At 58.8% G+C, this 20372-nt stretch carries 14 protein-coding genes; 8 read left to right on the top strand and 6 right to left on the bottom strand.

Features of this window, described 5'->3' with window-relative positions:
* Positions 1 to 87 precede the first annotated feature (87 nt).
* Positions 88 to 1824, top strand: a complete 1737-nt coding sequence (locus GOV79_RS11120) for a sugar phosphorylase (RefSeq protein ID WP_170790041.1) — start codon at positions 88 to 90, stop codon at positions 1822 to 1824.
* Here GOV79_RS11120 and GOV79_RS11115 read toward each other — a convergent pair.
* The 5 genes from GOV79_RS11115 to GOV79_RS11095 form a co-directional block, all read right to left on the bottom strand.
* Positions 1808 to 3037, bottom strand: a complete 1230-nt coding sequence (locus GOV79_RS11115) for a glycosyltransferase family protein (protein WP_170789835.1) — start codon at positions 3035 to 3037, stop codon at positions 1808 to 1810. The genes GOV79_RS11120 and GOV79_RS11115 overlap by 17 nt on opposite strands.
* An 18-nt stretch (positions 3038 to 3055) precedes the next feature.
* The gene (locus GOV79_RS11110) at positions 3056 to 3817 is read right to left on the bottom strand and encodes an HAD-IIB family hydrolase (protein WP_170789834.1); all 762 of its coding nucleotides are present in this window, start codon (positions 3815 to 3817) and stop codon (positions 3056 to 3058) included.
* Positions 3818 to 3951: 134 nt separating this feature from the next.
* The gene (locus GOV79_RS11105) at positions 3952 to 5322 is read right to left on the bottom strand and encodes an HlyD family type I secretion periplasmic adaptor subunit (RefSeq protein WP_170789833.1); all 1371 of its coding nucleotides are present in this window, start codon (positions 5320 to 5322) and stop codon (positions 3952 to 3954) included.
* Complete coding sequence (locus GOV79_RS11100) at positions 5319 to 7076, bottom strand: type I secretion system permease/ATPase (RefSeq protein WP_170789832.1); 1758 nt, start codon at positions 7074 to 7076, stop codon at positions 5319 to 5321. The genes GOV79_RS11105 and GOV79_RS11100 overlap by 4 nt, the downstream gene beginning before the upstream one ends.
* Positions 7077 to 7137: 61 nt before the next feature.
* Positions 7138 to 11325, bottom strand: a complete 4188-nt coding sequence (locus GOV79_RS11095; RefSeq protein ID WP_170789831.1) for a beta strand repeat-containing protein — start codon at positions 11323 to 11325, stop codon at positions 7138 to 7140.
* A 341-nt stretch (positions 11326 to 11666) separates the two neighbouring features.
* Here GOV79_RS11095 and GOV79_RS11090 point away from each other — a divergent pair, with 341 nt between their 5' ends.
* From GOV79_RS11090 to GOV79_RS11060, 7 genes are all read left to right on the top strand, one after another.
* Positions 11667 to 12587, top strand: coding sequence for a LysR family transcriptional regulator (locus GOV79_RS11090; RefSeq protein ID WP_170789830.1), 921 nt, complete (start codon positions 11667 to 11669; stop codon positions 12585 to 12587).
* A 260-nt stretch (positions 12588 to 12847) separates the two neighbouring features.
* The gene (locus GOV79_RS11085; protein WP_170789829.1) at positions 12848 to 14431 is read left to right on the top strand and encodes an ABC transporter substrate-binding protein; all 1584 of its coding nucleotides are present in this window, start codon (positions 12848 to 12850) and stop codon (positions 14429 to 14431) included.
* Positions 14432 to 14498: 67 nt separating this feature from the next.
* Positions 14499 to 15593, top strand: coding sequence for a M24 family metallopeptidase (locus tag GOV79_RS11080; protein WP_170789828.1), 1095 nt, complete (start codon positions 14499 to 14501; stop codon positions 15591 to 15593).
* Positions 15593 to 16600 (top strand): ABC transporter permease subunit, encoded by a 1008-nt coding sequence (locus tag GOV79_RS11075; RefSeq protein ID WP_170789827.1) that lies wholly within the window; start codon positions 15593 to 15595, stop codon positions 16598 to 16600. Before GOV79_RS11080 ends, GOV79_RS11075 begins: the two co-directional genes overlap by 1 nt.
* Positions 16600 to 17502 carry an ABC transporter permease subunit gene (locus tag GOV79_RS11070; protein ID WP_170785567.1) on the top strand — a complete coding sequence of 301 codons (903 nt, stop codon included), beginning with the start codon at positions 16600 to 16602 and terminating at the stop codon, positions 17500 to 17502. The genes GOV79_RS11075 and GOV79_RS11070 overlap by 1 nt, the downstream gene beginning before the upstream one ends.
* Before the next feature lie 4 nt (positions 17503 to 17506).
* Positions 17507 to 18484 carry an ABC transporter ATP-binding protein gene (locus GOV79_RS11065; protein WP_170789826.1) on the top strand — a complete coding sequence of 326 codons (978 nt, stop codon included), beginning with the start codon at positions 17507 to 17509 and terminating at the stop codon, positions 18482 to 18484.
* The gene (locus GOV79_RS11060; RefSeq protein WP_170789825.1) at positions 18481 to 19437 is read left to right on the top strand and encodes an ABC transporter ATP-binding protein; all 957 of its coding nucleotides are present in this window, start codon (positions 18481 to 18483) and stop codon (positions 19435 to 19437) included. The genes GOV79_RS11065 and GOV79_RS11060 overlap by 4 nt, the downstream gene beginning before the upstream one ends.
* A gap of 2 nt (positions 19438 to 19439) precedes the next feature.
* Here the strand turns inward: GOV79_RS11060 and GOV79_RS11055 are convergent, their stop codons facing one another.
* The gene (locus GOV79_RS11055; RefSeq protein ID WP_170773079.1) at positions 19440 to 20117 is read right to left on the bottom strand and encodes a GntR family transcriptional regulator; all 678 of its coding nucleotides are present in this window, start codon (positions 20115 to 20117) and stop codon (positions 19440 to 19442) included.
* Between the last annotated feature and the right edge of the window lie 255 nt (positions 20118 to 20372).

Below are 20372 nucleotides of genomic sequence, written 5' to 3'. Positions count from 1 at the left end.
CGTCGCCTCAAGGCTGGGTTTGACTGCGCCGGAATAATAGCGAACCATCGGGTGTATGAAACCTAAGGCCCGGAACTTTTGACCAGTGTGAATTCCAGTTTCTCGCGCCGGCTGGCTGAGCTTGTCGCGCAGATCTACCCTGACAAGGACGTGCCGGACATTGCGAAGCGCGTGTCCGAGGCGTTCTGGCCAACCGGCACACATCGTCGCAAACAAGGACGCAAGCCGGGCAATGGTCTTTGGTCCGAGAAAGACAGCGTTCTGATCACCTACGGCAATTCGATCGAAGATCAAGTGCACAAGCCGCTTGATCTGCTGCATGATTTTCTGATCCGTCACCTGAACGGGGTGGTCAACGGCGTTCATATCCTGCCGTTCTTTCCATTCACCTCCGATGATGGGTTCGCCGTATCGGATTATTACAGCGTCAGTACGCAGCTGGGAGGTTGGCCGGACATCACTCGGATTGCCAGTGATTTCCACCTGATGTCCGATCTTGTGCTGAACCATGTCTCAAGTCAGGGTATGTGGTTCACAAATTATCTGCAGGGTAAACCGCCACATAACCGGTTCTTTTTCGAAGCTTCACCCGAGGATGATCTGTCTGCGGTTGTCCGTCCTCGCACCACGCCGTTGTTGCGGCAAGTCGATACCAGCGAGGGCGAGAAATACGTTTGGTGCACTTTCAGCCACGATCAGGTCGATCTGGATTTCTCGAACCCCGAGGTTCTGATCGAGATGCTGCGGATCATCCGCCTGCACATCGACAAGGGCGTGCGTATTCTGCGCCTGGATGCGGTGGCGTTCGTGTGGAAAGAGATCAGAACGAATTGCATCCACCTGCCGCAAACGCACGCTATCGTGCAATTGTTGCGGCTGTTGTGCGACTATGCCACCGAAACGCTGGTTCTGCTTACGGAAACCAACGTGCCGCGGACTGAAAACCTCAGCTATTTCGGCAACCGGAACGAGGCGCACGCGGTTTATAACTTCCCTCTGCCGCCTTTGATCCTGCATGCGATGCAATCAGGTACGGCGCAATATCTGCGTGAATGGCAGGCCGCGATGCCACCCGCGCAGCTGGGCTGCGCCTATCTAAACTTCACCGCCAGCCATGACGGCATCGGGATGCGCCCCGCCGAGGGCGTTTTGCCCCCCGAGGAAAAGGACCGAATGATCGACTCGGTGCGCCGGATCGGCGGATTGGTTTCGATGCGCGCGCTGCCCGACGGGCGCGAGGAACCCTATGAGCTCAACTGCGGTTACTTCGACGCTATGTCCGAGACGTTCCACGGGTCCGATCAATATCATCTGGCACGGTTTATCTGTTCGCAGACCATCGTGATGTCTTTGGAAGGGATACCGGCCTTCTACATCCATTCTCTGCTGGCCACGCCCAATGATCACGAGGCGGTCGAACGACGCTGCATGAACCGGGCGATCAACCGGCATCGCTGGCACTATCCCGATTTGTTGGCACGTCTGGCCGATCCGGGGTCAAATCAGGCGCTGGTATTGTCAGAGCTGTCCAAACGTCTGCACCTGCGGTCGCAGCAACCGGCCTTTCACCCCAACGCCACGCAGTTTACCCTGCGGCTGGATGATCGCGTCTTTGGCATCTGGCGGCAGAGTCTGGATCGCAGCCAGTCGATCTTTGCGCTGCACAATGTCTCGGCTGAATTGGTCCATGTCAGCCCCGCCGAGATCAATATGATCGCCGAAGAGGTCTGGACCGACGCATTGACCGGCGAAATCCTAGCCACCAACGGCCCGGATATTGTTCTGGCTCCGTATCAGTGCCGCTGGATCACGAACGCGGGCTGAATTCGTCCAGATCGTCGGATACGGCGGCCTTGAGACCCAGCAGAAACTCGGGGTCGGCCGAATGCACTCGGTTCCATGTAGGGATGAACGGCGTCTCATGCGGGTTGTCCAGAAACACCTGCCCGGCGCGAATGATGTTTTCGGCGAACAGCTCGATGGACTTCTCTTCCTTGTGGCGGTCCAGTTCCAGCCCGTTCATCTTGGCATCGGTATAGTAACCCTCGAGCAGATCCAGCGCCGAGCGATAGTAGGTCGCCTTGAGCGTGCGGAACGTATTGGGCGTAAACACGGTGCCATCGGCGGCCAGTTTGCGGAAGATCGCCTTGCAGATATCGGTGGACATACGCGACAGGCCGCGATTTGCGTCCTCGGGCGAAAGGTCTTGATGTTTGTGGTCGTAATTGTCGGCAATCTCGACCTGACAGACGGATTTCGGGGCCAGATTACGCCACGCTTCAGACAATACGCCGATCTCTAGCCCCCAATCGGATGGAATGCGCAGGTCGGGCAGGGTGGGCGTGCGGATCGCGAACTCTCCCGACAGCGGATAGCGAAAACTGCGCAGGTAATCGAGGTAATCCCGGTCGCCAATGACCTTTTTCAGCGCGATTAGCAGCGGGCTGACCAACAGGCGCGTGACGCGGCCGTTCAGCTTGCCATTGCCAATGCGGGGGTAGAACCCCTTGGCCATCTGGAACGGAAAGGTTGGGTTCACCACCGGATAGACCAGACGATCCAGCATTTGCCGGTCATAGGTCACGATATCGCAATCATGGATCGCCATCACGGAACTGTCGGCGCAAGCCAGCAGATACCCTATGCAGGACCAAACATTCTTGCCCTTGCCCGGCTCTTGCGGCGCCAGTCCCAGTTCTTGCAGATGCGCCTGCAACGCAGTCAGGCGGGGGCTGTCATTCCAGATGACGGCATGGTTTTGCGGCAGATCGGCAAAGAACGCCCGCGCGTGGCGATATTGCGTCTCATCCGCTTGATCCAACCCAATAATGACGCGGTGCAGGTAGGGCACTTGCGCCAGTTCGTGCAAAATCCCGGTCAATGCGGGACCTGCCAACTCTGAATAGAGGCAGGGCAGGATCAGAGTGATCTTGCGCGTCTCGGCAAAGACCGAGATTTCATGGGCCAACTGGCCGGCGGGTCGGCTGCGCAGGTTGTGCAGAGTGGTAATGTTTCCGTTCTGGTGAAAATCGGCCATGTCGTGCGCCTCGTTTTGTCAAAGATCCCGGGTCAGCGCCAAAATCGCGTCCGACCACCCTTGTGGACCTGCCTGTTTTGTTCTGAGAATGTGGGCTTCGGTATCGGACGGAAAGTGCGATATCCCAGCGCTGTGGGGGTTGTGCACGACCACGCCGTGATCGGCCAGCTCCAGCATCTCACGGTCATTCGGAGCATCCCCCAAAGCGATCGTCAGACGAGGGGTAAAGTGGCTGATAACCTCGCGCATCGCGTCCGCTTTGGTCGAGCCAAACGACAAGGTCAGAAATCGCCCACCCTGACGCGCGTGCAATCCGTGTTCCTGCGCGGCAGCAAGGAATGCTTCAAGGCCTGAAGTGGAGCCAGTCCACAGGCCCGGCTCGCTAAACCGACGCTGTCGGGCAAGCGACGCCTGCTGGGGGTCGAGGCCCGTCAAATTGGCGATCTCGCTATCGGACATATCCCCGAAGCCTTCAAATCCCTTGGGCAGTTCTGCGAGACTTGCGCGCAGCTTGGCATAACAGGTTTCGCCGCTATTGGGCTGGTCCGGCCATAGAACGCCCGAGCCGTTTTCAACGATGGCGGGCATCCCGACAAGCCCGAGTTCCTGTTGCAGAGGCAGAATTTCAGCCGCGGTTTTGCTGCTGGCTAAGACCAGACCGGCCTTCAGATAAGACAGGCGCTGAAGCCCGGGTTTGGCGGCTGCCCAGCTATAGTCGTGATGATCCAGCAGCGTCCCGTCGAGATCGGAAAAAACCAATAAATCAGGCGCGCGCGTCATGGCCGGGGAGGGGTCGTGCAGAGTTTCATATCGTGAAATTAGAAAACCATGCCCCAGCGAAGTAAATGTATAGCGGTGATAAATGCGCCAAAAGAACAACCCGCGCCTAAAAAATAGGCGCGGGGGTACCCAGGTCACTCGATAAACGTTTTGGCCAACCGGTCGCTGATAGGTTGCGACAGGTAGGTAAAGACTGCCCGTTCGCCGGTATTCACAAACAGATCGGCGGGCATTCCCGGCACCAGATCCAGTGCCGCGATCGCCTGCGGCTGATCGGCGTCCAATTTGACGCGGGCTTTGTAGTAAGCCTCGCCTGTGCGGTCGTCTTCCAGCGCGTCGGCTGAAATGTCGAAGATCTGACCATTGGCTTCGGGGACATCGGCCTGCGCGAAAGCGGACAGGCGGATACGCGTGGTTTGCCCGATATGCAGCTTGTCGATGTCACCGGTCTTGACGTGAGCTTCGACGATCAGGGCCTGATCGGCGGGCACGATGTCCATGATCGGCTCACCGGGTCGGATCACACCACCGGTCGTTGATACCGCCAGGTTCACCACACGGCCGCTGGTCGGGGCCAGAACCTGCGTGCGGTTCAGACGGGCCAGCGTTCCTGCAAATTGCGGACGGACCAGATCAAGCTGGGCTTCGACTACGGCCAGTTCTCCGGCGATGACCTCATCACGCAGTTTCTGCTGGCTGATCAGCGACAATTCCAGTTCCTGCACCTGGTTTTCGGCTTGCGCGATTTGCGCGCGCAGCGAGGCATCGACACCATTAAGACGCTCCAACTCGATCCGGCGGGCGCTGACGCGAGTGATGGCAACCAGACCTTTGGCCAACAAAGATTCCAGGTTGGTCAGCTCACCTTTGGTGATATCGATCTGGTTTTGAGTGCTTTGGCGTTGCTCTTTCAAACCCGCGATCTGGGCACGCAGACCCGACACGCGCTGCGCGTTGATTTGGGCTTCGGTGTTGCGGGCGCGGGCCTCGGCATCGAAGAGTTGTTTCTGCGTCAGATAGGGCGAGACCCAATGCAGGCGCTCCATGCCTTCCTGAAAACCCGCAAATGCGGCAGCTTCGTCGAAGTGACCTTGGCCGCTCATCTGTGCCATCAGACGGGCGCGGCGTACTGAAAGCTCGCCCAACTGGCTGCCCTGCACGCTAAGATCGACGTCGATCTCGGTGCTGTCGAGCCGCACGAGGGGTTGCCCGGCCTGCACAAACTCGCCATCCGTGACGAGGATTGCGTGAATGATGCCGCCATCCAGATGCTCGACCGTTTTGCGGTCGCCTTCGACCACGAACGAGGCAGGGGCAACTACTGCGCCGTCCAGTTTCGAGGCCAGGGCCCAATAGGCGCTGCCGCCGACAAAGGCCATCAGGGTGAAGACGCCGAACAGGATATAGCGTCCGATATTTGATGTGGTGTCGTTGATTTCCTTCAGCTGCGCCTCGTGAAAGGCAACTGCACCGTAGGATTGGGAGTGGGGAACCAAGTTTGTCATTGGGCTGCTCCGCTGATCTGAATTTCATTTGCAGGGCGTGGCGACGGGGTCGCAGCGCCGGGTTGATTGGGGGTATCAAGAACGTTGCGCCGGTTAACCTTCAGCACGTCGTCTTTGTCGCCGAATTGGGTCTGGTTACCGTCGCGCAGCACCATGACCTTGTTGGCCGCTTGCAGGGTGGCCGGACGGTGCGTCATCACGATCGAGATCGCTCGGCGGGCTTGCGCGGCCAGAATAGCGTCACGCAGAGCCTGTTCGCCTTCGGCATCCAAGTCCGAGTTCGGTTCGTCCAGAACCAGAACGAACGGATCACCATAGAGCGCGCGGGCCAGGGCCAGACGCTGGCGTTGACCACCCGACAGGAAAAAGCCTTTGCCGATGCGCGTTTCATAGCCGTCGGGCAGCGAGCTTATCAGCTCGTGCACACCGGCCTCGCGGGCGGCACGCAGAACTTCGGCGTCGTCGATGGCGATCGAGAAGCGGCCGATGTTTTCGCGGATCGTTCCGTCGAACAGCTCGACATCCTGCGGCAGATAGCCGATCTGTTTGCCGAGGTCTTCGTTGTTCCATTTCGATAACGGGCTTCCATCCAGCAGAACCTCGCCGCGCTGCGGGAACCAGATCCCGGCCAGCATCTTGCCCAGCGTGGTCTTCCCTGATCCGCTATGTCCGATCACAGCCAGCACGTCACCCGGTTGCAGGCTGAAATCGATACCGCGGACCGTGGCGTTCATCGCACGCGGCGGACCAGCCTGCGCGATTTTGACGTCCAGAGATTTGAATGCGCGTGGCAGGTTCAGATTGGTCGGCGCTTCCGCATAATCCTCGGTCAGTTTCTTGATCTTGGCATAGGAACCGCGCGCGGCCAGGAAGGTGCGCCACTGGCCGATCAACTGGTCGATAGGCGACAAAGCGCGGGCCAGAACGATGGTTGCAGCGATCATCACACCGGCGGTGGATTCCCCGGTGATGGCCAGTGCGGCACCCAGACCCAGTATGGCTGATTGCAGGCCCATACGGATTGTTTTGGACAGTACCGAGAAGCTGGCCACACGGTCCGAGGCGCGCGTCTTGTACTGGTGCGCATCGGCTTGCAAGGCAGTCCAACGGCGCATCAGGTCTGACTTCATTCCCAGCGCATGCACAAGTTCGGCGTTCTTGTCGCTGGTGTTGAACAGCGCGTCAGAACGTCCACGCGCCTGCGAGGCTTGCTCCATCGGGCCGCGGGCGCGCGAGTTGTTGATCAATGCCATGATGGTCAAGGTCAGCGCGCCGACCAGACCCAGCAGGCCCAGCAGTGGGTGCAGAACATACAGCACCATCAAATAGATCGGGATCCAAGGGGCGTCGAAAAAGGCGATCAGGGTCGTGCCCGAGATGAACTCGCGGAAGCCGTTGACATCCTCGACCAGATGCTCGCCGGCGTCGCTTTCGCCCTGCACCCGGCGGCGCATCGCAGCGCTGAGGACGGGGGCACCCACGGTCAGCTCGAACCGGGCGGCCAGACGGCCCAGGATGCGCATCCGCATCAGGTCAAGGCAGGCGATTACAATGAAAACACCAACCAGAAGAACGGACAGAGCGATCAGTGTGTCGACGTTCTGGCTGGTCAGAACACGGTCATAGACCTGTAGCATGTAAAGCGGCCCGGCCAGCATAAGCAGGTTCAGAAACAGGCTGAAGAAGGCGACCGCAACAAAACCCCTGCGCAGTGACCCCCAGGCAATTTTGACGGGATTGGCTTGCTTGAACATTTCTTTGACCCTTTCCGGTTTGAAGAACGGGGCGACCCAAGGCCGCCCCGCAGTTGGTCAGTTACGCGACAAAGTCGTCGTCGTTCAGGTCGGTGCTGTTGACACCGGCGAGGCGGACGGACCCTTCACTGCCGAAGGTGATGACCGCGTCGTCGCCATCTTGTGCAACGCTGACACTGCCGTCGAAGTCGGGTCCGAATTCGCCGAACTGGAGCTGGTCCAGACCGACTTCGAAGTCCTGAATGACGTCATTGCCGAAGTTGCCTTCGAAGACGAAGGTGTCGTTGCCTGCGCCACCGATCAGGATGTCATCGCCACCCTCACCGTTCAGCACATCGTCACCGGCCTGACCGTTCAGGGTGTTGGACCCCGAGTTGCCCGACAGGATGTCGTTGCCACCATTCGGGCTGCCAGCGTTGTTCGAGCCGTTGATGTTTTCGAACCCAAACACCTGATCCAGGATTGCTCCATCGGGTGCATTGACCTGTGCAACGCCGTTGCCTTCTTCATCCAGATCCAGAACAACGCCCGGCCCTGCAGTGAACAGCGCGGTGTCGATCCCTTCGCCACCGATGATCACGTCGGCACCTCCGAAGGAATGGATCGCGTCATTGCCGGCACCACCGTCGAGGATGTTGAACTCGTTGTTGCCAAGGATCAGGTCATCCCCGTCCGAGCCTACAACGTTTTCGAAGTCATCAACTTCGGCGACGATCTGGCCATTCTGGATGATGGCACCGTCCTGCGGACCTTCATCACCGCTGCCAGCAGGGTTCGGCGAAGGACCGCTGAGGTCCAGATCAACGGTTACACCGTCAAAGCTGGAGACGTCGATCGTGTCGCTGTCATCCGAGCCGACAACCCGCTCGATCGAGCGCAGGATGTCCACTTCGATCTGGTTGTCGATGACGTCCTCGCCGATGACACCTGTGCCACCAGTGGCTTCGGTATCCAGCGTTGCACCAGCATCTACCAGCGTGTCCTGCACGACCGGGCCGTTCTGACCAGCAGGTGCATTGTGCAAGTGCACAGCCGAGACAACACCCGGGATCGGCGTCAACAGATCAGCTTCGTTCAGGCCCGTCACGCTCAACTCGCTGGAATAGGTGACTTCACCGGTTTCCAAGTTTTGAGTGACGACGAGGGTAGCCTGACCGGTCGCTTCGCTGTCGGATGTAGGACCAGGCTCCTGCGAGGCGTCCAGACCACCGCTCAGCGTGACAGTACGGATGCCATTCTCGGTCACGTCGCTGTCAACCAGCAGTTGCCCGCGAATTTCACCAGCCGGGAAGTCCGATGTGTGGATGTTGTAGTACAGGTTGCCCTGGACTGCCTGCTCCACGAACTCGGCGCCGTTGGTGATGGACGATCCGAACTGATCCGGTGCTGCAACAACCGCGTCGGTGATGGTGACGTTAAAGCCTGTGTCACGTGTGGCAGTGCCATTGCCGTTTGCATCCAGGCTGACTTCGACCGCGACATCCAGATCCGAGAAATCGGCTGTGTCGATGCCTTCGCCACCGTCGATGAAGTCATTGCCAAGACCGCCGGTGATGACGTTGTCTGCGTCGCCTGCGATCAGAACGTCATCTCCTGCGCCGCCCGAGATATCACCGTTGGTGGTGCCCAGGTCGACAAAGATGTCGTCGCCGTCGCTCAGCAGAACGTTGCCGTTGATCACGCCTTCGTCGTCGTTGACGATGGTCACGAAGCCTGCATCCGATGCGTCGATCGCATTGACCGTGCCGCGGATTTCGCCTTCGTTCAGGATCGCGCCAACCAGGTTCAGGCCGCCATCAACGCGGATACCTGCTGCGGCGTCCGAGTCCTCGGAACCGGCGATCAGGCCTTCGTTGACCACAACACCCGCGAAAGAGGCGTCGTCCTGGCTGGTGAACAGGCGCAGACCGTCACCGACCTGGTTGCCTTCCAGCGCATCTCCACGACCTTGCAGCGTACCTTCGTTGATGACTGCTGCGGACACGATGTCCCCCGACTCGTCGCCGGTTTGCAGCGAAACGGCGGAACCGTTATTGCCTTCGCCTGCATCGACCAGACCCGAGTTGGTGAAGCTGTAGTTGTCAGCAGTGCCATCGGCATAGACTGTGCCGTTGCGCTGATCGCCAGTGCCAAGGATTTCGCCTTCGTTGACAACATCCAGACCGATCCCGTCGATGTTCACCGCACGGCTGTCCGATGTCACAGTGCCGCGGTTGACGAACGAGCCGCCTGTGTGATCACCGGTGCCAAAGTACACACCGTTCTGGCCGCCTTCGAACAGACCGCCTTCTTCGTTGATCAGCTGACCTTGGAAGTTGACGTTGTTCACCGCACGGAACGCACCGACGGTGCCGTTTGCACCTTCGGATGCAACGGTGCCCGAGTTGGTGATGGTGCCCGAGAACGTGCCCGTGTTGCCGACATTGCCAATACGGATGCCGTCTCCGGCGCCGTTGGTGCCTGCCGCCGCGTTGCCGCGACCCTGGATGGTGCCTTCGTTGTTCAGCTCAAAGCTGTTCTCGCCTGCAATCTCAGCGCCAAAGCCCGAACCTTCATTGCCTTCGCCCGCATCGACCACACCGGTCGAGAGGTTGTTGAAGGTAAAGTCCTGCGCGGTGCCATCGGCATAGACTGTTCCGTTGCGCTGATTGTCGGTGCCAAGGATGTCACCGGTGTTGTTCACTTCCAGACCGATGCCATCAATGTTGAACGCGCGGCTGTCGGACGAGATGGTCCCGCCTTCCAGGTTGTTGAACACACCACCGGTGTGATCTGCGCCCTCACCGTTGACCGGGTTGCCGAAATAGACACCGTTCTGCACGCCCGAGATATCGCCCGAGTTGTTGAACTCACCCTGGAACGAAACGCCGTTTACGAAGCGTACGCCAGCAACGGTACCGTTTGCGCCTTCCGAGTCGATGGTGCCGGTGTTGTTGATGACCGCATCGGTGGTGCCGATGTTGCCGACATTGCCGATCCGCACGCCGTCACCGGCTGCGTTTGTGCCCGCTGCGGCGTTGCCGCGGCCCTGGATCGTACCGGCGTTGTCCAGCGTGAACGAGGTCACGCCGTCTGGAGCGTCACCGATTTCAACACCAAAGCCCGAGCCTTCGTTGTGCTCGCCCGCGTCGATGGTCCCGGTTGCAAGGTTGTTGACCGAGAAATCATCGGCGGTGCCATCGGCATAGACAGTGCCGTTGCGCTGATCGTCGGTGCCCAGAATGTCGCCACCGTTGATCAAGTTAACGCCTGTGCCGTCGATGTTTACGGCGCGGCTGTCGGATTGGATGGTGCCAAAGTTCAGAACGTCAAGATCATGTTCACCCTGGCCGATATACAGACCGTTCGCGGCACCTTCGATCACCCCGGTCGAGGTGTTCAGGATTTCGCCTTCGGTGTTGGCGCCGTCGGCGATGCGGATACCACCGGCAGTGCCCTGGGTGCTTTCCGACGTAATCAGGCCGCTGTTGACGATTTCGGTTTCCAGGATGGTGCCCTCGGCGCCGTTGTCGACACGGATGCCGTCACCGGCCAGCGATGTGTTCGATGCCGCCTGACCGCGACCCTGGATGGTTGCGCCAAAGCCGTTGAAGATGTCGGTTTCGACACGATCGCCGACCTCGTCACCCACTTGCAGCGAAACGCCTGCGCCCCGGTTGCCGTCGCCCGCGTCAATGGTGCCACCGGTGAAGTTCGAGATCGAGACGTCCTCGGCGGTCGAGTTGGTGTAGATGGTGCCGTTGCGCTGATCGCCGGTGCCGATGATGTCACCAAAGTTGCGAACGTCGATTCCCTGGCCCTGAATGTCCACAGCCCGGCTGTCCGAGCTGATCACGCCGCCTGTAAAGTTGTCGAGGCTGCCCGAGCTTTCGGCGCCAGCAAATTGCACGCCGTTGAATTCGCCCACGATCTCGCCAAAGTTGCGGATCGAGGCGCTGCCTGTGACCTGAACACCGGTTGCCAGCGCGTCAGGGCCGTTGTTGGCTTCGATACGGCCGGTGGCGAAGTTGAAGATGTCGACGTCCTGGCCTTGGGCTTGAACAGCGGCAACTGCGTTGTTGGTGATGATTTCACCAAAGTTCAGCAGACGCGAAAAGTCGTTTGCCAGTACAAAAGCCGGGGTGTCATCAACCACGGTGCTTTGCGCGAAGTTGTTAATTAGAGTCTGACCATCACGAGAGGTCTCTTGCGCCAGCGTGGACGTCGTCAAGAGACGTGCGCGAAGGCTGCTTAGAAGTTGGGACAGCATTGGATACTCCGTCAAAAATTGTTTCGTTTTGCAGATCGCTCGCTGCGATGGGCGTTCCGCGTATCAAAGGGGTAGCCAGCCGTGCCGGTCAGCTAAAATTCATCCTTCGAATTGGGGGTATAACCAACGCAAATACTCACGTTATTCGTGAAGATTTTGAGCGTCGCTTGGTGTAAAAACAATGACTTAGCCGAAATCAGATCACTTCGGTAAACTATTCGGTTGCGACAGTTGACACTTATGTGACCAGACGTGATCGTGTTTTCATACACGAGGGGTAGCATTGGGGTAAGAATTGGTCGGCCCGCAGGGGTGCGACTCGGTTTTTATAGTTTGCGAAAATGAATTTCAGAGATTTGGAATATGTCTTGGCCATCGCCAAACATGGCCAGTTCAGTCAGGCCGCCGCGGCCTGCAATGTCTCGCAACCCGCATTGTCCAATCAGGTCAAGAAACTTGAGCAAGAGTTGGGAGCTGAACTGTTTCTGCGCCTCAATAACGAAGTGCGTCCGACAGCCTGTGGTCTACAAGTTCTGCGCATTGCCGAACGTGTTCTGAACGATGCGCAAAAGATCCGCGATACGGCGACTCAGTTCCGCGACCCCGAGGCGGTTCCCTACACTATAGGGATGACGCCGACGCTGGCCCCTTATCTGACGCAGTATTTCTCGGACCTGTTCAGCGCCCTGTTCCCGAACATGCGCGTGACGATGATCGAGGATCTGCCGCATAACATGTTGCGCATGGTAGAAGATCACACATTGGATCTTGCACTGGTCGCCAAGGTCAACAACACCGAGACGCTGGAGTTCACCTCGATCTGGTCCGAGCCGTTGTTTCTTGCGGTGCGCGAGGGGCATCCGCTTTGCACCCTTCCATCAATTGCCCCCGAAGACGTGCCGCGTCACGATTTCATCCGCCTGCCGCATAGTTTCGGCTATGAGCTGGAAAACAGGCTGCCCAAGATCGACCCGGTAAATCGCGCCAGCAAACGGTTCGATCTGACCGCCCTGCGGTTCGAGACGATCTGTCGGCATATTTGTCATTCCGATGATTGCACAATCGTGTCGGCCTTGGCAGCCGAGCAATTCAAACGCGACCGCTGGCCTTTGTGCTTTATCCCCTTTGACGCGCCGGGCAACCTGCGCGATCTAGGCGCGGCGACCCGTCCGGGTTGTCCAAGACGGCCGCTTTTGGATCGGATCGGGGCGTTCGTTCTGGAACAGCCTCCGGTCGGTGTGGCCCCAACATTCCAGATGTGATCGCGGAAATCCGAAAACTTGCGCTGTATCAAAGTCGGCGCGACTGATTCCCCTCAAAGCTAGGAACATAACCGGGCCGTCCCACGCCGGATGGCTGTCTTTGCGTATGCACGCGCTCGCGGACTCGTTAACTTTGTTGACAATGGATTTTGTATTTTGGATACATTGGGCAGTGATTTCGCGACGGCAAGCGTTGCCAAAGAGTGTTCTGACAAAAAAGCGCTAAGCGAAAACCAAGCAATATTTACTGGGAGAAACTCATGAAACTTAAGTTTTTGGCCGCAACCGCAGCGATTGCGTTGTCCAGCGCCGCGGCACAGGCAAATACGTTGGTCTATTGCTCGGAAGGCTCGCCCGAAGGTTTTGACCCGGCGCTGTTCACCGCTGGCACCACCTTTGATGCGTCCTCGCACCCGATCTACAACCGCTTGCTGGAATTTGAGACCGGCACCACCAATGTGATCCCAGGCTTGGCCGAAAGCGTCGAGGCCAGCGATGACGGTCTGGAATATACGTTCAAGCTGCGTCAGGGCGTCAAATTCCACTCGAATGACGAATTCACCCCAAGCCGCGACTTCAACGCCGATGACGTGATTTTCTCGTTCATGCGCCAGAAGGATGAAGGCCACCCATATAATCAGGTGTCTGGCGGTACGTGGGAATATTTCCAGGGCATGGGTATGCCCGATCTGGTCGAGTCCATAGAAAAGATCGACGACTACACGGTGAAATTCACGCTGTCCAAACCCGAGGCGCCTTTTGTCGCAAACATGGCAATGGACTTTGCCTCGATCCTGTCGGCTGAATATGCCGATGCGATGATGGAAGCGGGCACACCTGAAAAGCTGAACACCGCGCCTATCGGCACCGGCCCGTTCTCATTCGTGGCCTATCAGAAAGACGCCGTGATCCGCTATGCGCAGAACGCTGATTACTGGAAAGCACCGGCGGATGTGAGCAATCTGATCTTTGCGATTACGCCTGATGCGTCGGTCCGTTATCAAAAGCTGAAGGCGGGTGAATGCCACATCATGCCTTATCCGAACCCCGCCGACATTCAGGCGATGCAGGATGACGCTGACATCAACATGATGGAGCAAGAAGGCCTGAACGTGGGTTATCTGGCTTACAACACCACGATGGAGCCGTTCGACAACCCGAAGGTCCGTAAGGCGCTGAACATGGCGATCGACAAGCAGGCGATCATCGATGTGGTCTTCCAGGGCTCGGGGCAAGCGGCCAAGAACCCTATCCCGCCGACCATGTGGGGTTATAACGAGGCCATCACCGACGATGCCTATGATCCCGAAGCGGCCAAGGCGATGCTGGAAGCTGAAGGCGTCAGCGATCTGTCGATGAAAGTCTGGGCGATGCCGGTTCAACGCCCCTATAACCCGAACGCCCGCCGCATGGCCGAGCTGATCCAGGCAGATTTCGCCAAGGTCGGTGTGGATGTCGAGATCGTCTCCTATGAATGGGGCGAGTACCTGTCACGCTCTAAAGAACTGAACCGCGACGGTGCTGTTCTGCTGGGTTGGACCGGTGACAATGGCGATCCAGATAACTTCCTGGCCGTGCTGCTGGGCTGTGACGGCCGCGAAGCCTCGAACCGTGCACAATGGTGCCACGAGCCTTTCGAAGATCTGATCCTGAAGGCCAAGCAGACCACCGATCAGGCCGAGCGCACCAAGCTGTATGAAGAGGCGCAGGTCATCTTCAAAGAGCAAGCCCCATGGGCCACCATCGCACACTCGGTCGTTTACATGCCGATGCGCAACGAAGTGCAGGGCTACAAGGTCCACCCGCTGGGCGGCCACATCTTCTACGGCGTCAGCGTCGAATAAATCATCACTCACGGATCGGAGCCGCCCGCGTGGCGGCTCCGGTTTTCTTTTTTGGAGGTCGGCCCTCATGCCGGATTTGTCCGAGTACCGTCAACTGGCAAAGGACATGTCAGTCGATGCCGTGGCCCTCGTGCCCGGTCCCAATTTCACCCGCGCTTTGGGGAAACCCTTCATGAGCCACGAGCGACCCTTTGTGGTCGTGATCCCGGCCCAGGGCGCCCCTGCCGCGATTGTCCCCAATCTTGAACTTGGCACCTGGGCTTTGGTCGGCTTTGACGGCGTCGTTTTCGATTGGCTGGACCAGACGGGCTATGACAGCGCTTTTGCTGCTTTGGCTGCGCATATGCCGCTGACATCGCTGGCTGTCGAAGGGCAGGTGATGCGGGTCTTTGTGTCGAAGGCTTTCACCAACGCGCTACCTGATCTGCGCATTGTGGATGCCGAACGCGAAATCTCGGGCTTGCGGATCATAAAGACCGATGACGATATCGCGGCACTGCAAGCTGCCATTGATATCTCGGAACGCGCGCTGGAGCGTGTGATAGCCGATGTGCGCGTCGGACAGACGGAAAAACAGATCGAACAGGCGCTGATTCAGGCACTGTTCGCCGAGGGTGCGGCCTCGTTGGCGTTCGCACCAATTGTGGCGGCTGGTGACAATTCGGCCCAACCGCATGGCAAGGCGCGAGCGGATTATCAGATCAAACCCGGCGACGCGTTGTTGTTCGATTTTGGCGCGCGCAAACACGGCTTTGCCGCTGATATCACCCGTACGTTCTTTGTGGCCGAGGTTTCGGACGAGGGCAGGGATGTCTACGACACCGTCCTGCGTGCCAACCTCGAAGGGTTCAACGCCTGTCGCCCAGGCATGACGGCGCATGACATCGACGATGCTGTCACCCGAGTACTTGAGGCATCGCCCTATGCTGACCGTATCCGTACCAAGACCGGGCACGGGCTGGGCCGCGACGTACATGAAGCGCCCTATATCATGCGTGGAAACCATCAGGCCATCCTGCCGGGCATGGTCTGGACCAATGAGCCGGGGCTTTATGACCTTGGAAATTTTGGTGTTCGGATCGAAGATGATGTTCTGGTGACGCAGGATGGCTGCCGGTCACTGACCCGCTTTCCCAAAGATCTCACAATCATAGGTCGCTGATGTTTGGCTACTTCCTTTCGCGCCTTGGAATGTTCGTTCCGACATTTCTGGGCGTGACGCTGATTTCCTTCATGTTCATCCGGGTGCTGCCCGGCGATCCCATCATCGTCATGGCCGGAGAACGCGGTATGACTGAAGAACGCTATCAAGAGATGGTGGTCAAGCTGGGCTTTGACAAACCGGTGCTGCAGCAATACTGGGACTATCTGGTCGGCGTTATGCATGGCGACTTAGGCGAAAGCTTTGTCACTAAGAAACCGGTCTGGGATGAGTTCTTTGCCCTGTTTCCCGCCACGCTGGAACTGTCGATCTGCGCAATGATCTTTGCGGTGGCTCTGGGCTTACCTGCGGGTGTGATTGCAGCCGTGAACCGAGGCAGGTTCTTTGACCGCGCGTTGATGTCCTCGGCTTTGGTTGGCTATTCGATGCCGATCTTCTGGTGGGCCCTGCTGCTGATCATCGTGTTCTCGGGCAATCTGGGTTGGACGCCGGTATCGGGGCGGATCGACCTGCTGTATTACTTCCCCAGCGTGACCGGGTTCATGCTGATCGACAGCCTGCTGTCAGGGCAGGAGGGGGCGTTTACGTCAGCCGTGCGTCACTTGATCCTGCCGACCATCGTACTGGGCACCATCCCGCTGGCGGTGATCGCGCGCCAGACTCGCTCGGCCATGTTGGAAGTTTTGGGCGAGGATTACATTCGCACCGCCCGCGCCAAGGGCCTTTCACCCACGCGGATCAACGGGCTGCATGCGCTGCGCAACGCTCTGATCCCGGTGATAACAGTGATCGGCCTGTCGGTCGGCACGCTGCTGGCCGGTGCGATCCTGACCGAGACAATCTTTAGCTGGCCGGGAATCGGCAAGTGGATGGTCGACAGTATTTTCCGCCGCGACTACCCGGTGGTGCAGGGCGGGCTGCTGATGATCGCTGTGATCGTGATGCTGGTGAACCTGCTGGTCGATGTCCTTTACGGCATCATCAACCCCAAAATCCGGAGGCGGTGATGGCCGAGCTTTCCGCAACCACCCCCAAGACCGAGGACCGCCCAAGCGCCCTGCGCGAATTCTGGTTCTATTTCAGCGAAAACCGCGGCGCGGTGATCGGGTTGTATGTGTTCATGGCCTTCGTAATCTGCGCGGCCTTTGCGCCTTTGCTGGCGCCCTACGACCCGACTGAGCAGTTCCGCGACCACATCCTGCAACCCCCCGCGTGGCAAGAGGGCGGCAGCTGGGCCTTTCCGCTGGGCACCGATCCGTTGGGGCGGGATATGCTGTCGCGGCTGATCATGGGATCACGCTATTCCTTCTTTGTGGGCATCGTTGTTGTCTGTGTGGCCGTGACGGGCGGCGTGATCATCGGGCTTTTGTCCGGCTTTGCGCCGAAATGGGTCGATACGCTGATCATGCGGGTGATGGATATCATCCTGTCCTTCCCCTCGCTGCTGTTGGCGCTGGTGCTGGTGGCTATTCTTGGGCCGTCGCTGACCAATGCGATGATCGCTATCGCCATCGTTTTTCAGCCGCATTACGTGCGCCTGACCCGAGCCTCGGTTCTGTCTGAGCGACAGAAAGACTATGTGACCTCGGCCCGTGTGGCGGGCGCGGGCAAGGCGCGGCTGATGTTCAAGACTGTGCTGCCCAACTGTCTGGCCCCGATCATCGTGCAGGCGGCGCTGTCCTTCTCGACCGCCATTCTGGACGCCGCCGCGCTTGGATTTCTGGGGATGGGCGCGCAGCCACCCACGCCGGAATGGGGCACCATGCTGGCCGAGGCGCGTGAGTTCATTCTGCGCGCTTGGTGGGTCGTCACCTTCCCCGGCCTTGCCATTCTGGTCACGGTGCTGGCGATCAACCTGATGGGCGACGGCCTGCGCGACGCACTGGACCCGAAACTGAAGCGGAGCTGACGATATGAGTTTGTTGGATATCCGAAACCTCACTGTCGAATTCGCCACCGCCTCGGGCAAATTCCGCGCCGTGGACGGGGTGGACTTGACCGTCGATAGGGGCGAACTGATGGCCATCGTCGGCGAAAGCGGCTCGGGCAAATCCGTGTCGATGCTGGCGTTGATGGGCCTGTTGCCGTGGACCGCTACGATCACTGCCGACCAGCTGAGTTTCGAGGGCATAGACCTGACCAAAATTTCGGCCCGCGACCGGCGTAAGATCATCGGCAAGGACATCGCCATGATCTTTCAGGAGCCGATGTCGTCGCTGAACCCCTGTTTCACCGTGGGCTTCCAGATCAAAGAAGCGCTGCGCATCCATCTGGGCCTGAACCGCAAAGACCGCCACCAACGTGCGATCGAGTTGTTTGATCAGGTCGGCATTCCCGCGCCGGAAAGCCGGTTGAACACTTTTCCGCACCAGATGTCAGGGGGGATGAACCAGCGGGTCATGATCGCCATGGCGATTGCCTGCAACCCCAAGCTGCTGATCGCTGATGAGCCGACAACAGCGCTGGACGTCACCATTCAGGCGCAAATTCTCGATCTGCTGGTGCGGCTGCGCGATGAACAGGGGATGGGTCTGGTTTTGATCACCCACGATATGGGCGTTGTGGCCGAAACCGCCGAACGGGTGCAGGTACAATATGCCGGTCAGAAGGTCGAGGAACAACCGGTCAAAGACCTGTTCCGCACCCCGCGCCACCCCTATACCTCGGCGCTGCTCAGCGCGCTGCCGGAACGGGCGACCTCTAAAATGTTGCCGACGATTCCGGGTGTGGTGCCGGGGCAGTTCGACCGCCCCAAAGGCTGTCTGTTCAGCCCACGCTGTCAGTTCGCCGATGTCACCTGTCAGGCCATCCCGCCCACACCGCATAGCGATTTGTTCGGCAAGGCGCGGTGTCACCATGTCGAAAGAATTGCAGCCGGAGAAATGGCATGACAGCTCCTATCGTTCAGGCAAACGCGCTGGCGCGACACTATGAGGTCAAGGGCGGGCTGTTGTCTAAATCGGCCACGGTCAAGGCCTTGTCCGGCGTCGATTTCGCGATGCAACCGGGCAAGACACTGGCGATTGTCGGCGAGTCGGGCTGCGGTAAGTCCACGCTAGCGCGCGTCGTCACAATGATCGAAGAGCCGACCTCGGGCACGTTGTCCATTGACGGGGTCGATATCACCCCGTCGAAATGGGCGCAGATGCGCGATACGGTGCAGATCGTGTTTCAAGACCCCTATGGCTCATTGAACCCACGCCATCGGATTGGGCAAATTCTGCAGGAGCCGCTGATCATCAACCGCCCTGACATGTCTGCCGCCGACCGCGAAGCACGGGCGCGCGAGATGATTGATCTGGTCGGGCTGCGGTCGGAACACTATGACCGCTATCCGCACATGTTCTCGGGCGGTCAACGTCAGCGGATCGCAATTGCACGCGCGCTGATGCTGAACCCCAAAGTGCTGGTGCTGGACGAGCCGGTCTCGGCCTTGGACGTGTCGATCCAGTCGCAAATCCTGAACCTTCTGGTCGAATTGCAAGAGCGCCTGAACCTTGCCTATCTGTTCATCTCGCATGACCTGTCGGTAGTTAAACACTTCGCCGATGATGTGATCGTTATGTATCTGGGCCGCGCGGTCGAGCACGCCACGAAAGGCCAACTGTTCGCCGCCCCCCGTCATCCCTATTCTAAGGCGCTGTTATCGACCACGCCGCGCGCGGACCCTGAGGCGCGCAAGGAACGGATCAAGCTGGAGGGCGAGTTGCCCTCACCCATGAACATCCCCAAAGGCTGCGCTTTTGCGCAAAGATGTTGGCTCGCAACAGATGAATGCCGCGCAGCCCCGCCCGAGCTGTCGGGCGAAGCCCATCGCGTGGCCTGTCTGCATCCGCTGGACTGACACTAGTCTTCGGGGTTTCGCGTTGCCGTGACCATGGCCAGCAACTGGTCTTTGGTGCGTTGGATGTGCCGGGTTAGCAGATCGCACCCAGCTTCCACATCGCGCGCGCGGGCAAGGGCCAGCAACTCGCCATGATCACGCTTGGCGGGTTCGCGCTGTTCCATGACGCTTAGATGCATACGGACATAGCGATCCGATTGCACATTGACCCGTTGCAGAATGTCATTGGTAAGCCCGCGCCCTGCCGCTGCATAAAGCGCCTTATGATACTCATAGTTCAGACCGCCCCAGCGCCCGACATCGTAGGCTTCGTAGGATTTCTCCATCTCATCCAGCAACCTTTCGCATATGGCGAAATCGGCTTCGGTCATAAGTGGGATCGCGCGGCGGAACAGGTCAACTTCGAGCAACACGCGTAGGTCGAATATCTCGGCGATTTCGTCCAGCGAGTGCGTGGTCACGGCAGCGCCGCGATTGTTGGTCAATTGTACCAGCCCTTCGGCATCCAACCGCTTGAGCGCCTCGCGGATCGGCATACGCGAGACATCATAGTCCTCGGCCAGCGCTTCTTGGCGGATGGTCTCACCCTCGGCCATCTCGCCGCTAAGGATTCGCTCGCGCAAGTCATTGGTAATGACATCTGGCAGGCTTTGCCGTGGGATCGCGCGGGTGCTTGGCATTGTGTTCATCTCGGGCAGTGCATTTTGTATCCAAAGTACAAACTGGAGGCGAGATTTCCAAGGCCTTAGCGAATGGGTATTTTGCGCACCCAAGCTGACCTGACATTCGGTTGATGCAGCCATTAAAATAAAACCCCAGACTGCTGACGCGATCTGGGGTCCATTGGTAAGTGATTTGGTGCCAGGGTTAGCCCTGAACAACATCCTGCCGTTGCACGCCCAGTCCTTCGATCCCCAACTCCATCTTGTCGCCGG

The sequence above is a fragment of the Ruegeria lacuscaerulensis genome (genome assembly GCF_013034745.1).
GTDB lineage: Bacteria > Pseudomonadota > Alphaproteobacteria > Rhodobacterales > Rhodobacteraceae > Ruegeria > Ruegeria lacuscaerulensis_B.
Note: the sequence above shows the minus strand (reverse complement) of the source record. Positions and strands in the feature narration are given on the sequence as shown.